Below are 11,814 nucleotides of genomic sequence, written 5' to 3'. Positions count from 1 at the left end.
CACAACGAGAAAACCATTCGGAGAGGAGAAACACCGTGAAGATGAATATCTGGGATGCGTTCTGGGGTCTCGAGATCGAGCAATGCCCCTGCGACGTGCATTTCGTCGAATGGCTGGAGCAGGAGAAGCTCAGCGGCAAGCGCATCTATCACTTCGGCACCGGCGGGCATCATTATGTCGGCCTGCGCTGCGCCGAGCCGCATCTCGACAGCACGGTGCTGGGCATCACCGCCTCGCCGCAGGAATACGAGTCCTTCATCAAGCTGGCGACCGACAACCCGAACGTCACCAAGACCTACAGCGCCTATTTCGGCGACATCTACACCAGCAATGCCCGCCTGCTGCCGCGCTTCGACATCGTGACGATGTTCCATACCGGCGAATTCCGCGGCGAGGCCAACGACGCCTATGGCGCGCTGACCGACCGCGAGGTGATCGACCTCTTCACCGCCCAGACGGACAAGGGCGGCTACATCCTGTTCTACAAGGGCTCCTATGCCTACGACGTGGCGGAGCGCCTGATCCCGGACTGGATGAAGGCGATGCCGGTCGAGGAGGTCGCGGGCTTCAAGACGCTGCGCATCTTCCGCAAGACGGCCTGAGCCCCGCCACCGCCGGCCCGAATCCGGGCTCCCTCATGGGGCCTATTCGCCGCAACGGCTTGTGCATTGCCGCCGAGGCGCTATCTGTCGGACGGGGTTCATCCGAGCCCTGCCCGCCACCGCGCCGCCGCCTCCAGCAACGGCGCGCAACCCCGAGAGCGCATGTCCTTCGGCCAGCATGAGCCCGGAATGCCCCTGCGCAAGCGCAGTCGCTGGTGGTGGCTCGGCCCGCTGGCGAGCATGGTCATCTTCGGCGCCTCGCTGGTCGTGCTCTGGCACATCATCAGCGGGATGGAGCCAGGCCAGCTCGCCGGCGCCTTCGAGAATGCGAGCCTGCGCCAGCTCGGCCTCGCCGTCGCCTTCACCGCACTGAGCTATCTGCTGCTCACCGGCTACGACGCTCTCGCGCTGCGCCGGCTCGGCCTCTCGATTCCCTATCGCACGACCGCGCTCGGCTCCTTCACCAGCTATTCGGTCTCGTTCACGCTCGGCTTCCCGATCGTGACCGGCGGCACGGTGCGCTACTGGATCTATTCGCCGAAGGGAGTCAGGGCCTCCGAGGTCGCGAGCCTGACTGTGATCGCCGGCATCACCTTCTGGCTCGGGCTCGGCGCCATTCTCTGCGCCAGCCTGTTCTATGCCTCGGGAGCGGTCGCGATGCTGGCGCGGACCTCGCCGCTCGTCGTCCAGGTCGTCGGCGGCCTCGTGGGCCTCGGTATCCTCGGCTATCTCGCCTGGATCGCGACCGACGAGCGCACGATCCGCGTGCGTGGCTGGAACCTGCATCTGCCGGGTCTCGGCACCACGCTCGGCCAGATGGCGCTCGGCGCCTGCGAGGTCTGCGCCGCCGCCGCCGTGCTCTTCGTATTGCTGCCCGGCGGCTACGGCCTGGAATACCCGACCTTCCTCGCCGCCTATATCTTCGCCTGCCTGATCGGCATCGCCAGCCACGCGCCGGGCGGGCTCGGCGTGTTCGAGGCGACGATGCTGGTCGCACTCAACCGCTTTCCCTACGAGCAGGTTCTGGGCGCGCTGCTGATCTTCCGGGTGGTCTACTACGTCCTGCCCTTCATCCTGGCGCTGGTGCTGCTGGCGCTGAACGAGATGATCCGCCGCATCCGCCGCCACGAGACGTAGACGGTTGCCGGCTTAGTCCTGGCCAGAACCCTTGTCATTCCGGGGCTTCGCGTAAGCGAAGAACCCGGAACCCACGACAGGGCGAGCTGCCGGCAACCGAACACCTGATGTCTCACCCGGTCGTGGGTTCCGGGTTCGCGCCTTCGGCACGCCCCGGAATGACAAGGGTGTCGCTCGAAGCCGTTGCGATCAAGGATCAGCCCTGAGCCGCCCTATTTCATCGCGACGATGATCAGCAGGAAGGCCAGCATCAGCAGAAGCAGGCGGAAGCTCCAGTTGATCCGGCCCAGTTCATCGGCGGCGCTGACTTCCCAGTCCTCCTCGGCCTCATGGACTGCAGGCGGCGCAGGATCGGGAGCCGGCGCCGCTTCGACGATGGCCGGAAGCGGGCGCGGCCGCCATTCGATGGTCTCGATGAAGCCGCGAGCGGGCTGGGTCGAGCGGCCATCGGCATCGAGGCCGAGATACCAGTCGAGCGGCTCGCCATGCGGACGCCCGCGATCGTCCTCGCGAATCCAGAGGCTCGTCGTGGCGCCGAGCGAAATGTCCTGCGCCAGCCCGGAGAGAAGATCAGCCTTCAGCGCCTCGAACACGGCGGGTGCCAGGAACGCCTCGGCGAAAGGTAGCGCCTCGCCATTCTCGTCGCGATAGCCCAGCATCAGCAGGAGGCGCGGCTGATCGCCGGCCTGCGAGAGCGGGCGCAGGGTCAGCCCGATCGTGCCGGCCTCACCCTCGAAACCGGCACGGCGCAGGCCGCCATCGGCAACCGTCGCCTCGGCGAGGAAGCGCCTGCTCTCCTCAAGCCGGCCGTCACGGCTCTCAAAGCCGCCGACAAAGCGCAACCCCGAGGCCGAAAGCCGGAAGCGCCGCGCCGCATCCTGGACATAGCGGGTCGACAGACCCTCGATCGCCATCCGCCCGTCGCTGACGGAGACGCTGCGCGCCATGCGTGATTCGTCCATAACCTCGTCCTGTTTCGCGGCGACGATAGCAGTTCGGACCGCGCGCGTCAGGCAAGCACGCTCCTGACAGCGTCACGCCAATGCCACAGGATAAGGGCATCCCCGGCCGATCAAGGAGGCACAAGACGATGGCAGACGAACTCGTGCTCTATACCAACCCGATGTCGCGCGGGCGCATCGCGCGCTGGATGATGGAGGAGATCGGCCAGCCCTATCGCGCCGAGATCGTCGGCTTCGGCGCACCGATGAAGAGCGCCGCCTACAAGGCGATCAACCCGATGGGCAAGGTGCCGGCGCTGGTCCATGGCGATACCATCGTGACCGAATGCGCCGCGATCTGCGCCTATATGGCCGATGCCTTTCCGCAGGCCGGGCTCGCGCCGGAGCCGGGCAGCCGATTGCGCGGCCCCTATTACCGCTGGATGTTCTTCGCCGCCGGCCCGATCGAGGCCGCCGTCGCCAGCAAGGCCTTCGGCCTGGAAGTGCCGCCCGACCGCGCGCGCTCCATCGGCTACGGCACCTATGCCGACGCGATGGACACGCTGGAATACGCCGTGAGCCGCGGCGAGTACCTGACCGGCGACCGCTTCAGCGCCGCCGATGTCTATGTCGGCGCGCAAGTCCTGTGGGGGATGCAGTTCGGCACGATCGAGAAGCGGCCGGCCTTCGAGGCCTATGGCGCCCGCATCGCGGCGCGGCCGGCGGCACGCCGCGCTGCCGAGATCGACGATGCGCTGATGGCCGAGATGCAGAAGCAGGGCTGAGGATGCCGCCATGCGCCGGGAAACGCGCCCGGCGCATGGCACATGGCCGGCTGGACCGGTTGCCGCGCGCCGCCGGCAGAGCTAATCCTGCGGACAAATTCTCGCCCGCCGCTGCCGGATGACCGCAGCCGCCAGGTCTTGCAGCACATATCGCGATCGCCATGAACGACATGTCCGCCATCGCCCGGCCGCGCCACGGCATGGGCTTCTACCCCTTCGTGGGCCTCACCGCCGCGCTGATGGCGACGAATGCGCTCGCCGTCGATGTGATGCTGCCGGCCCTGTCAGAGATGTCGGAAGCGCTCGGCATCGCCCAGGACAACCAGCGCCAGTGGATTATCACGGCCTATCTGCTCGGCTTCGGTGTCTCGCAGATCGTCTACGGCACGATCTCGGACCGCTATGGGCGCCGGCCGGTGCTGCTTTTCGGGCTCACCGTCTATGTGGTGGCCAGCATCGCCTGTTCTTTCGCCGGCTCTTTCGAGGCCTTGATGGCGGCGCGCGTGCTGCAGGGCGTCGGCGCGGCGGCGACACGCGTCCTGGTCGTCTCGATCGTACGCGATTGCTATTCCGGCCGCGACATGGCGCGGGTGATGTCGCTCGCGATGATCGTCTTCCTGTCAGTTCCGATCCTGGCGCCTTCGCTCGGCCAAGCGATCCTGTGGGTCGCGCCCTGGCGCTGGATCTTCGGTATCCTGACCGTCTTCGGCGCGGTGGTGATGATCTGGGTCTTGCTGAAGCTCCCCGAGACCCAGCGTCCGGAGGACCGCAAGCCGATCGACCCCGCCAGCGTGGCTGCCGCCCTCCGCACCACGCTGACCAATCGCATCGCCGTCGGCTACATGCTGGCGATGGCCTTCATGCTGGGCGGGCTGTTCGGCTTCATCAATTCGGCGCAGCAGGTCTTCGTCGACGTCTTCCACGCTCCTGAGCTGTTCACGACCATCTTCGCGCTGATCGCGATGTTCATGGCGGCGGCCTCGCTGGTGAATTCGCGCATCGTCGTGCGGCTCGGCATGCGCCGCGTCTCACACGGGGCGCTGCTCGGCTATATCGCGCTTGCCGTTTGCCATGCGCTTCTGGCGCTCTCGGGCCATGAATCGCTCTGGACCTTCGCGATCCTGCAGGGTGGCTGCATGTTCTGCTTCGGGCTGATCGGCCCGAATTTCGGGGCGATGGCGATGGAGCCACTCGGCCATGTCGCCGGCACGGCCTCCTCGGTGCAGGGCTTCGTCACCACCGTGATCGGCGCGCTGCTCGGCTTCTATATCGGCCAGCATTTCAACGGCACCGTCGTGCCGCTGACGCTGGGCTTCGCGCTCTGCGGCATCGCGGCGCTCGTCGTCGTGCTGATCGTGGAGAGGGGCCGGCTGTTCCATCCGGCGCCGGGCCGGGCCTGAAGGGCACTGGATCGCTGTCATTCATCGAGTTTTCCGAAAAGTGGCTTCCACTTTTCGGCTCGATGCTTTCACCTTCACACCGCCGCCTGCGGCGACGGGCATGCCTGGAATCCGCCTCGGTCCGACCTGGACCGAGAGCGGCCCGCCCTAGGCTCGGGAGAGGCGCCGCCATAGCCTTCCCGCAAAGCGCATGGAAACGCTCAGGTCGTCTGCAGGTTTACCGCCGAGTTCTTGCCGGTCTTGCGATCCGGCTCGAGATCATAGCTGATCTTCTGCCCCTCGTTCAGGCCGCGCAGGCCGGCCCGTGTCACCGCGCTGATATGGACGAAGACGTCATTGCCGCCGCCATCAGGGGTGATGAAGCCGTAACCCTTGGTCTCGTTGAACCATTTCACGGTTCCCGTACTCACATGCCGTTCCTTCCATAGGCTCGCCGGTTCCCCCGGCGGGGTAATGTAAGGAGCAAATCGTCTCACTTGCAACGACGCGCCGCACAACCCGTGCCGCGCTTGCGAAAAGCGTGCCGCAATGCCTCCCGCGCAGGCCCGCCGCAGCGGGAAGCCGCTTGCGGTCCGGGCGCCGCTCGCCCATGAACGGCGCAAGCCTATAAGCGAGGGAGCAGCAGTATGAGCAATTATGTAATCGACCCGCCGGCCGTGACGGCCGTTCCGGTCGCAGGCGGCGGCTCCTTCCCGGTGCGACGCATCTTCTGCGTCGGGCGCAACTATGCCGAGCATGCCCGCGAAATGGGCCATGACCCCGATCGCGAGGACCCGTTCTTCTTCACCAAACCCGCCGACGCGCTGCTGATCAACGGCGCCGACATGCCCTATCCCAGCAAGACCAGTGATCTCCACCACGAGATGGAGCTCGTCGTCGCGATCGGCACCGGCGGCAAGGACATCCCCGAATCCGAGGCGCTGGCCCATGTCTACGGCTATGCGGCCGGGCTCGACATGACCCGCCGCGACCTGCAGGCCGCAGCCAAGAAGGCCGGGCGCCCCTGGGACATGGCCAAAGGCTTCGACCTCTCCGGCCCGATCGGCGAGATCGTGCCGGCGAGCCATGCCGGCCATCCCTCCGCCGGCAAGATCGAGCTCACCGTCAACGGCGTCGTGCGCCAGACCTCCGACCTCGCCAAGCAGATCTGGAATGTCGAGGAGACGATCGCCTATCTCTCGGGCCTCGTCGAACTGAAGCCGGGCGACCTGATCTTCACCGGCACGCCGGAAGGCGTCGCCGCCGTGAAGAAGGGCGACGTGCTCGAAGGCGAGATCGCCGGCGTCGGCACCGTCCGCACCCGCATCGCCTGATCAGACCGATTTTGATTTCGCATCGGCTTTTTCCGAAAACCGCGCCCCACTTTTCGGGCCGATGCTCCAGGACAAGGACCGCATCATGCGCCTCACCCCCGACGCTTCCGGCGTCTTCCCGATCGCGCCGACCCCGTTCAACCCGGATGGCAGCATCGACTGGGCCTCGGCCGACCGGCTGTTCCAGTTCTACCACGACATCGGCTCCGACGGCGTCACCGTGCTCGGCATCATGGGCGAGGCGCCGAAGCTCGAGCCCGAGGAATCGGTCGAGCTGGTGAAGCGCTGCGTCGCCCGGATGGGCGGCAAGCCGATCATCGTCGGCGTCTCGGCGCCCGGCTTCGCGGCGATGCGCTCGCTCGCGCGTCAGGTGATGGATCTCGGCGCCGGCGGCGTGATGATCGCCCCGCCGCCTTCGCTCCGCACCGACGACCAGATCACCGGCTATTACGCGCAGGCCGTCGAGGCGATCGGCAGCGACATCCCCTTCGTCATCCAGGACTATCCGCTGACGCTCTCGGTGGTGATGACGCCGGCGGTCATCCGCAAGATCGTCATGGACAACCCCTCCTGCGTGATGCTGAAGCACGAGGACTGGCCGGGGTTGGAGAAGATCTCGACGCTGCGCAAGTTCCAGAAGGAAGGCTCGCTGCGGCCGATCTCGATCGTCACAGGCAATGGCGGGCTCTTCCTCGATTTCGAGATGGAGCGCGGCGCCGACGGCGCCAATACCGGCTATGCCTTCCCGGAGCTGCTGATCGACGTGGTCCGTCTGCAGAAGGCCGGCAAGCGCGACGAGGCGCACGATATCTTCGACGCGCATCTGCCGCTGATGCGCTACGAGCAGCAGCAGGGCGTCGGCCTCGCCGTGCGCAAATACACGATGATGAAGCGCGGCATCCTGACCCACGACGCCCAGCGCAAGCCGGGCTCGGTGCTCAGCGCCGCCGCGAAGGCCGAGGTGGACTACCTGCTGTCGCGGATCGCCAAGCACGATCCGCGCGCGAAGATCTGATCGATCGGAACGTCATGCTCGCCCTTGTGGCGAGCATCCACGTCTTGAACACGGCACTCGACGAGTGAAAACGTGGATGGTCGGGACAAGCCCGACCATGACGGCTATCAGCGTGGGGCTCAATGCCCCTTGTGCTCGCCCTCGCCGCCCTTGGCGGCGATCGAGTCGACCTTGAACTCGACATCGACGGTCCCGGCCTTCTCGAAGGTCAGCGTGCCCTTGATCATCTCGCCCTGCTTGAGCTGCTGCTTCAGCTCCATGAACATGATGTGGTAGCCGCCGGGCTTGAACTCGACCTTGGCGCCCGGCGGCACCTCAACGCCCTGATCCATCGGCCGCATCGTCATGATGCCGTCCTTCACCGTCATCTCATGGACCTCGGCTCGGGCCGCGAAGGGTACGGAGACCGAGACCAGCCGGTCGGCGGCCGTGCCGGTATTCTCGATCGAGAGATAGCCGCCACCGACCTTGGCGCCGGCCGGCGTGGCGCGCGACCAGGGATGGCCGATCTTGAGCGGGCCGGCCTTGAATTCATGGGCGGTGGCAAAGCCGGCCGAGAGCAGGAGAGCCGCTGCAGCGAGCGAGTAAGAAAGCTTCATGATGGATATCCCGGGCGAACGAGCTGCCGGCGCAGCCTCGTGATGAGATGCCGTCGCTCATGGCAGAGCGGACAGGCTGGAATTGGATGCGGATGGGCGGGCGAAGGTTTCAGCCCAACGGCGGCGCGCGCGATTGCGCGAGCCCGGCCGCGAAACGATGCGGCAAGCCTTCTGCCAGCAGCGCAGGCGAGACCAGGCGCGTGGCGAGACGCCCCGGCCCCGTCACGGTCTCGACCGGCGGGCCGGCGAGCACCGGATTGAGCGGGCAGCCCTTGCAGTGGGTGAGACCGCCGGCCGGAACCGGCTGGCCCTCGTCAGGGACCGGCGCGCCTGAACAGAGCACGACGCCGTCCGAACCGCCGAACGCCGCCATGGCCGGCGCCGGTGCGAGCGCCAGGGCCATGACGCAAAGCGCATAGGCCATCGCCAGCCAGGCTCCGAGCCCGGAACGGCGAAGACGATCGAGAAGGGCGGCGCGAGCCTGCATGGCGGCAAATGGCGCCGCTTCCGCGGTTTCGTCAAGCCGCGCATTGCCGCATCCGACGGGCGACCGACGACGCTCGGAGAATATTTATCTCCGTCGGCGAGTCTCTTTAAAAGAACGATCCGATTGACAAAGAGGACGATTCCGCTCAGATTGTAGGTGCTCCCGGAGCAATCGGGGAGCCGCGGAGATTTGAGCAGCAGCTTGCGCCGCGTCACCAAACGCTAAAGCGCCACGACTGGGTCGTGGGCTCCAGATCGAGGAGACTGACATGACCATTGCGAAAGCGAGCCGAAGCCAATCCCGCTTCCGTCGCATGTCCTGCCGCTGTCGACGCTGAGATCGCAGGGCCGAGAGGCCCTTCCCATCCGATCGTTTCGACGAACGCCGCCCGCGCGGCAAAAGGCAGTTCCATGTCCCAGCTTCATTCTCTTCCCAGCCGGGCCCGCCCGGCGCAGCAAGCCTATGTCATCGAGCTCGGCGAGGCCCAGATCGGGCTCGTGAGCCGCCGCGCCGACGAGCGCGACTTCACCTTCGTCTCGGCCTCCGCCGCCTTCCGGGCGCTGGACGGGCAGCGCTTCGCCACGCCCGGCGCCGCCGAGACAGCCGCGCGCCGGCTCTTTCGTTCGCAGCGGCGCGCGCCGCTGCTTCTGGCTTCGTGAGGCGGCGATGCAGCTTCTCTCCACTCTCTGGGGTGGGCTCGCGAACTGGTTCGCCCGGGCCGTTCCGGCCACCTTCGACCCGCTCGACGCCGCGACCGCGGACGACCAGCGCCGTTCGGTCCATGACGTGACCATCGAGCAGCTCGGCATCGCCCACTGGTCCTGCCACACGCATTTCTGAGGAAATGATGAACGCCCCCGTCAAACCCGGCACGCTCGGTGCCGGCGTGACTTCCGTTTCCTTGCCCCTGTCATTGCACGAGCTGGCCATCCGCTTCGAGCAGGTCGGCAAGACCTACCCGGGCCGCCGCGGCCAGCAGCCGGTCGGCGCGCTCGCGGGGATCGATCTCGACGTGCCCGCCGGCACCATCCTCGGCGTGATCGGCCGCTCCGGCGCCGGCAAATCGACGCTGATCCGCCTCGTCAACGGACTGGAGCGCGCCACCGAAGGCCGTATCCTGATCGAAGGCACGGATGTCACGGGCCTCACCGAATCCGGCTGGCGCCAACAGCGCCGACGGATCGGCATGATCTTCCAGCATTTCAACCTGCTCTCGTCGCGCACGGTCTTCGACAATGTCGCGCTGCCACTGGAGATCGCGGGCGCCGGCAAGGCCGAGATCACTGCCAAGGTCGAGCGGCTGCTCGCGCTGGTCGGCCTGTCCGACAAGAGCGCGCGCTATCCGGCCGAGCTGTCGGGCGGGCAGAAGCAGCGCGTCGGTATTGCCCGGGCGCTCGCCACCGATCCGAAGGTGCTGCTCTGCGACGAGGCGACCTCGGCGCTCGACCCCGAGACGACGCGCTCGATCCTCGCCCTGCTCCGCCAAGTCAATCGCGAGCTCGGCATCACCATCCTGCTGATCACCCACGAGATCCCCGTCATCAAGGAAATCTGCGACCGCGTCGCGGTGATCGAGGGCGGGCGCATCGTCGAGCAGGGCGAAACCTTCTCGGTCTTCACCAACCCGCAGCATCCGACGACAGCGAGCTTCGTCGAGACGGTGACCGGCGTCGAACTGCCCGAGCATCTCGCACATCGCATCCGCAAGGACGCCCGCCCCGGCGACAATATCGTGCTGCGCATCACCTTCCTCGGTGAGAACGCGACCGCCCCGGTGATCAGCCGGCTCAGCGCCATCGTCGGCGTCGACGTCAACATCCTGGCCGGGCGGATCGACGCCATTGCCGGCCAGCCTTTCGGCAGCCTGCTGGTCTCGGTGCCCTCGCGGGCACCGGAGAGCGACGCCGTGCTCGGCGCCCTCAGGAGCCTCGATCTCAAGGCGGAGGTGATCGGCCATGTCTCCTGAAATCGTCCGCCTTATCGCCCAGTCGACGCTGGACACGCTCGCCATGGTCGCGGTCGCGGCCGGGCTCGGCACCCTGTTCGGCCTGCCGCTCGGCGTCTTCCTCGCCACCAGCAAGCGCGGCGAACTCTTCGCGGCGCCGGCCGCCAATCTCCTGCTCGGCACGCTGGTCAACGCCACGCGCTCGACGCCCTTCATCATCCTCGTCGTCGCGATCATCCCGTTCACCCGCCTGATCGCCGGCACCTCGATCGGCACCGGTGCCGCGATCGTGCCGCTCACCGTCGCGGCGACGCCGTTCATCGCAAGGTTGATCGAGGGTGCGGTGCGCGAGGTCGACCAGGGGCTGGTCGAGGCCGCCCGCGCCATGGGCGCCACTCCCGTGCAGATCGTGCGCAAGGTGCTGGTGCCCGAGGCCCTGCCGGCGATTGTGCTCGGCCTGACGCTCGCCCTGGTCAGCCTGATCGGCTTCTCCGCCATGGTCGGCGCGGTCGGTGGCGGCGGGCTCGGTGATCTCGGCATCCGCTACGGCTACCAGCGCTTCATGCCGGACGTGATGGCGGCGGTCGTCGCCGTGCTCATCGTCCTCGTCCAGCTCGTCCAAAGCATCGGCGACCGGCTCGCCCGCCATCTCAACAAGCGCCTGCGTCACGCCTGACGCTTTGAAACTCATCCCTATCCGACCGAAGGAAACGACATCATGACGACCCTCCTCAATCGCCGCGCCGCGCTGCTGGCCGGCTTCGCCCTGACGCTCGCCGCCGTCCCGGCGCTCGCCCAGCAGAACCAGGTGATCCGCATCGGCGTCTCGCCCGGCCCGCATGCCGAGATCCTGGAAAAGGTGAAGCTCGTCCTCGCCAAGAAGGGCATCGAACTCAAGATCATCGAGTTCTCCGACTATGTCGTGCCGAACCAGGCGCTCGATGCCGGCGAGCTGGAAGCCAATTCCTTCCAGAACCAGCCCTATCTCGACAACCAGGTGAAGGATCGCGGCTTCAAGATCGAGAGCGCCGGCCTGACCGTGAACTTCCCGCTCGGCATCTACTCGGCCAAGTACAAGGACTGGTCGCAGGTGCCGGATGGCTCCACCGTCGCGATCCAGAACGACCCGACCAATGGCGGCCGCTCGCTGCTGCTGCTGCAGGACAAAGGCGTGATCAAGCTGAAGGACGGCGTCGGCTTCAAGCCGAGCCCGGCCGATATCGTCGGCAATCCGAAGAAGCTGAAGATCATCGAGATCGAGGCCGCCCAGACCCCGCGCTCGCTGGCCGATGTCGCTGCCGCCGCGATCAACACCAACTATGCCGTCGATGCCAAGATCGACCCGGCCTCGGCCATCCTGCGCGAGGACGCCAAGGGCCCCTATGTCAACCTGATCGCCGTGCGCAGCGCCGACAAGGACAAGCCCTGGGTCAAGGCGCTGGTCGAAAGCTACCACACGCCCGAGATCAAGGCCTTCGTCGCCGAGCGCTTCAAGGGCGCCGTGCTCGCCGGCTGGTAACCGCTCCTCCCACCTGGCTCTCCAGTCAAAACAGCCAGGCGCCTTGCCCCGGATGCGACCCGCATCCGGGG

The 11,814-nt window shown here is 66.8% G+C and carries 15 protein-coding genes; 11 read left to right on the top strand and 4 right to left on the bottom strand.

Annotated elements, in window-relative coordinates; genetic code table 11:
- Positions 1-35: 35 nt before the first annotated feature.
- Both Q9235_RS13100 and Q9235_RS13095 read left to right on the top strand, forming a co-directional pair.
- Positions 36-602, top strand: a complete 567-nt coding sequence (locus Q9235_RS13100) for a hypothetical protein (RefSeq protein ID WP_306227954.1) — start codon at positions 36-38, stop codon at positions 600-602.
- Positions 603-764: 162 nt separating this feature from the next.
- Complete coding sequence (locus Q9235_RS13095) at positions 765-1,739, top strand: lysylphosphatidylglycerol synthase domain-containing protein (protein ID WP_306227953.1); 975 nt, start codon at positions 765-767, stop codon at positions 1,737-1,739.
- A gap of 212 nt (positions 1,740-1,951) precedes the next feature.
- Here Q9235_RS13095 and Q9235_RS13090 read toward each other — a convergent pair whose 3' ends face one another.
- The gene (locus Q9235_RS13090; RefSeq protein WP_306227950.1) at positions 1,952-2,701 is read right to left on the bottom strand and encodes a hypothetical protein; all 750 of its coding nucleotides are present in this window, start codon (positions 2,699-2,701) and stop codon (positions 1,952-1,954) included.
- A gap of 128 nt (positions 2,702-2,829) precedes the next feature.
- Between Q9235_RS13090 and Q9235_RS13085 the strand changes: the two genes are divergently transcribed.
- Together Q9235_RS13085 and Q9235_RS13080 are read left to right on the top strand one after the other, a co-directional pair.
- Positions 2,830-3,465 (top strand): glutathione S-transferase family protein, encoded by a 636-nt coding sequence (locus tag Q9235_RS13085; protein ID WP_306227948.1) that lies wholly within the window; start codon positions 2,830-2,832, stop codon positions 3,463-3,465.
- A gap of 161 nt (positions 3,466-3,626) precedes the next feature.
- Positions 3,627-4,865 (top strand): multidrug effflux MFS transporter, encoded by a 1,239-nt coding sequence (locus Q9235_RS13080; protein WP_306227945.1) that lies wholly within the window; start codon positions 3,627-3,629, stop codon positions 4,863-4,865.
- 200 nt (positions 4,866-5,065) lie between these two features.
- Here the strand turns inward: Q9235_RS13080 and Q9235_RS13075 are convergent, their stop codons facing one another.
- Positions 5,066-5,275, bottom strand: coding sequence for a cold-shock protein (locus tag Q9235_RS13075; protein ID WP_047581044.1), 210 nt, complete (start codon positions 5,273-5,275; stop codon positions 5,066-5,068).
- A gap of 216 nt (positions 5,276-5,491) precedes the next feature.
- On the opposite strand from Q9235_RS13075, the gene Q9235_RS13070 reads away from it, so the two are divergent.
- Complete coding sequence (locus tag Q9235_RS13070; RefSeq protein ID WP_306227943.1) at positions 5,492-6,178, top strand: fumarylacetoacetate hydrolase family protein; 687 nt, start codon at positions 5,492-5,494, stop codon at positions 6,176-6,178.
- An 85-nt stretch (positions 6,179-6,263) separates the two neighbouring features.
- Positions 6,264-7,193, top strand: a complete 930-nt coding sequence (locus Q9235_RS13065; RefSeq protein ID WP_306227941.1) for a dihydrodipicolinate synthase family protein — start codon at positions 6,264-6,266, stop codon at positions 7,191-7,193.
- A 119-nt stretch (positions 7,194-7,312) separates the two neighbouring features.
- Here the strand turns inward: Q9235_RS13065 and Q9235_RS13060 are convergent, their stop codons facing one another.
- Positions 7,313-7,792 carry a copper chaperone PCu(A)C gene (locus Q9235_RS13060; RefSeq protein ID WP_306227938.1) on the bottom strand — a complete coding sequence of 160 codons (480 nt, stop codon included), beginning with the start codon at positions 7,790-7,792 and terminating at the stop codon, positions 7,313-7,315.
- A gap of 109 nt (positions 7,793-7,901) precedes the next feature.
- Positions 7,902-8,279, bottom strand: a complete 378-nt coding sequence (locus tag Q9235_RS13055; protein ID WP_306227936.1) for a hypothetical protein — start codon at positions 8,277-8,279, stop codon at positions 7,902-7,904.
- Positions 8,280-8,689: 410 nt separating this feature from the next.
- On the opposite strand from Q9235_RS13055, the gene Q9235_RS13050 reads away from it, so the two are divergent.
- The 5 genes from Q9235_RS13050 to Q9235_RS13030 are packed head-to-tail and all read left to right on the top strand — an operon-like array spanning position 8,690 to position 11,743.
- Positions 8,690-8,938 carry a hypothetical protein gene (locus Q9235_RS13050; RefSeq protein WP_306227933.1) on the top strand — a complete coding sequence of 83 codons (249 nt, stop codon included), beginning with the start codon at positions 8,690-8,692 and terminating at the stop codon, positions 8,936-8,938.
- A 7-nt stretch (positions 8,939-8,945) separates the two neighbouring features.
- Positions 8,946-9,119: a hypothetical protein gene (locus Q9235_RS13045; RefSeq protein ID WP_306227931.1), complete on the top strand. Its 174-nt coding sequence runs from the start codon at positions 8,946-8,948 to the stop codon at positions 9,117-9,119.
- 7 nt (positions 9,120-9,126) lie between these two features.
- Positions 9,127-10,245, top strand: a complete 1,119-nt coding sequence (locus Q9235_RS13040) for a methionine ABC transporter ATP-binding protein (RefSeq protein ID WP_306227928.1) — start codon at positions 9,127-9,129, stop codon at positions 10,243-10,245.
- Positions 10,235-10,900, top strand: coding sequence for a methionine ABC transporter permease (locus tag Q9235_RS13035; RefSeq protein ID WP_306227926.1), 666 nt, complete (start codon positions 10,235-10,237; stop codon positions 10,898-10,900). Before Q9235_RS13040 ends, Q9235_RS13035 begins: the two co-directional genes overlap by 11 nt.
- Positions 10,901-10,942: 42 nt before the next feature.
- Entirely contained in the window at positions 10,943-11,743 is an 801-nt protein-coding gene (locus tag Q9235_RS13030; RefSeq protein WP_306227923.1) for a MetQ/NlpA family ABC transporter substrate-binding protein, read from the top strand.
- Positions 11,744-11,814: the final 71 nt, after the last annotated feature.

Origin of the sequence: Bosea beijingensis (assembly GCF_030758975.1) — a bacterium.
Classification (GTDB): domain Bacteria; phylum Pseudomonadota; class Alphaproteobacteria; order Rhizobiales; family Beijerinckiaceae; genus Allobosea; species Allobosea beijingensis.
Note: the sequence above shows the minus strand (reverse complement) of the source record. Positions and strands in the feature narration are given on the sequence as shown.

Coding starts and splice junctions, on each gene's coding strand:
- Q9235_RS13085 (WP_306227948.1), top strand. CDS start 2,830: ATGGCAGACGAACTCGTGCTCTATACCAACCCGATGTCGCGCGGGCGC.
- Q9235_RS13050 (WP_306227933.1), top strand. CDS start 8,690: ATGTCCCAGCTTCATTCTCTTCCCAGCCGGGCCCGCCCGGCGCAGCAA.
- Q9235_RS13080 (WP_306227945.1), top strand. CDS start 3,627: ATGAACGACATGTCCGCCATCGCCCGGCCGCGCCACGGCATGGGCTTC.
- Q9235_RS13095 (WP_306227953.1), top strand. CDS start 765: ATGTCCTTCGGCCAGCATGAGCCCGGAATGCCCCTGCGCAAGCGCAGT.
- Q9235_RS13035 (WP_306227926.1), top strand. CDS start 10,235: ATGTCTCCTGAAATCGTCCGCCTTATCGCCCAGTCGACGCTGGACACG.
- Q9235_RS13055 (WP_306227936.1), bottom strand. CDS start 8,279: ATGCAGGCTCGCGCCGCCCTTCTCGATCGTCTTCGCCGTTCCGGGCTC.
- Q9235_RS13070 (WP_306227943.1), top strand. CDS start 5,492: ATGAGCAATTATGTAATCGACCCGCCGGCCGTGACGGCCGTTCCGGTC.
- Q9235_RS13065 (WP_306227941.1), top strand. CDS start 6,264: ATGCGCCTCACCCCCGACGCTTCCGGCGTCTTCCCGATCGCGCCGACC.
- Q9235_RS13060 (WP_306227938.1), bottom strand. CDS start 7,792: ATGAAGCTTTCTTACTCGCTCGCTGCAGCGGCTCTCCTGCTCTCGGCC.
- Q9235_RS13090 (WP_306227950.1), bottom strand. CDS start 2,701: ATGGACGAATCACGCATGGCGCGCAGCGTCTCCGTCAGCGACGGGCGG.
- Q9235_RS13045 (WP_306227931.1), top strand. CDS start 8,946: ATGCAGCTTCTCTCCACTCTCTGGGGTGGGCTCGCGAACTGGTTCGCC.
- Q9235_RS13030 (WP_306227923.1), top strand. CDS start 10,943: ATGACGACCCTCCTCAATCGCCGCGCCGCGCTGCTGGCCGGCTTCGCC.
- Q9235_RS13040 (WP_306227928.1), top strand. CDS start 9,127: ATGAACGCCCCCGTCAAACCCGGCACGCTCGGTGCCGGCGTGACTTCC.